At 61.2% G+C, this 1,543-nt stretch carries 1 protein-coding gene and 1 pseudogene; both read right to left on the bottom strand.

Going from position 1 to position 1,543, the window contains the following annotated elements; genetic code table 11:
* Positions 1-13: 13 nt before the first annotated feature.
* Positions 14-874 (bottom strand): annotated as a pseudogene (locus C9413_RS31995) (VWA domain-containing protein); the annotation flags it as partial.
* A 2-nt stretch (positions 875-876) separates the two neighbouring features.
* On the bottom strand, positions 877-1,543 hold a 667-nt coding region (locus C9413_RS31990), incomplete at its 5' end, for a MoxR family ATPase (RefSeq protein ID WP_170251542.1).

Raw genomic sequence — 1,543 nt, 5'->3', positions numbered from 1 at the left:
CCGCGGCTGCTCATTCTTTCAGTGCCTCGTCCGGATCCTTGTGGCGCATCTGCCTGTTGACATTGGTGAGCCGCGTTCCGAAAAGGAAGGTATGGACACGGCGTCGGCTCTCCGTCAGCACGTGCAGGAAATGCAGGAAGATGCGGGTGTACTGGCTCATCGAGCCTGAAATATCCGCAAGCACCACCAAAGGCGGTTGGATCTCTTTCTTTTCGCGATAGCGCGGCAGGATCAGCGACCCACCGGTGCGCAGTGCCGAGCGCATCGTCGCGCGTGGATCGACCTGCCGGTGAACACGCGATTGCCTGAAACGCCGAGTTGGAACGCTGTCGAGCGGCAGTTGCAGCCGGACCAATTCTTTTCTCGCCAACGCAATTTCCGCCGCCGACATTTGCGCGAAATCCATCCGGCGAAAGACTTCGTTCCCGGAGGTGGTGAACCGCGCGTCAATCTCGATATCCGGCTCGTCACGAGGGGGCTTGTCGGGCCGATCACCGAGAATCGCATCGCTGGCGCGCGTTTCGCCCGCCTTTGCCTTTTCCCTTTCACGGTTGTCGGGCGCCTGTGGCAACATCATCGCAATCATCTTCTCCACGAGATCGCGGGAGCGCCAGAAAAGCCGGAAGGCTTCGTCGAAGACAGGCTTGTCCTCGTGCCGTTTGACGAAAACCGAAAAGAGCGCCGCGTGGAATTCCTCGCGCGAACCCATGCCGATCGCCTCGACCGCTTCGATAGCATCGGCAATGGATCCCGGACCGATCTTGAGCCCCGCGTTACGCAGCGCTCTGGCGAAGAAGACGATATTGTCGGCAAAGCGCCCCTCGGCCGGCGGCGGCGGAACGACGATCCCATCCTGCGCCGGTTGTGTTTTCATCTTTAACCCGCTGCCCTCAACTCGTCCTTGACCTCGGTCAGCACACGGGCGCCTTCGCCGCCATGAATGCGCGCAATGTCGTCCTGGTATTTCAGGAGCGTGCCGATCGTGTCGGAAATGGTCTCCGGATCGAGCGCCAGACGGTCGAGTTCGGTCAGCGCCGTCGCCCAGTCGATCGTCTCTGCCACGCCGGGGTTCTTGAAGAGATCGAGCGTGCGCAGCTTCTGCACATAGGCGATAATCTGCTGGGAGAGAGCCTGGTTGCAGCCGGGCACCTTCCGGCGGATGATCTCCAGTTCCTGCGCGGCCTCCGGATAATCGACCCAGTGATAGAGGCACCGGCGCTTCAGCGCGTCGTGCACTTCGCGCGTCCGGTTGGTCGTGATGATGACGATCGGCGGCTCGGCGGCCTTGATGGTCCCAAGCTCGGGTATCGTCACCTGGAAATCCGAGAGCACTTCCAGCAGGAAGGCTTCGAAAGCCTCGTCGGTACGGTCGAGTTCGTCGATTAGGAAGACCGGCGCACGGCCTTCCGCAGACGAAAGCGCCTGCAACACAGGGCGGCGGATGAGGTAGCGCTCGGAAAAGATATCGGATTCGATACGGCCGCGATCGGTCAATCCAGAGGCTTCGGCAAGCCGGATCTCCAGCATCTGCGCCGGATAGTTC

Origin of the sequence: Rhizobium sp. SEMIA 4085, assembly GCF_013004495.1 — a bacterium.
GTDB classification, from domain to species: domain Bacteria; phylum Pseudomonadota; class Alphaproteobacteria; order Rhizobiales; family Rhizobiaceae; genus Rhizobium; species Rhizobium gallicum.
This window is presented reverse-complemented; position numbering and strand designations above follow the sequence as displayed.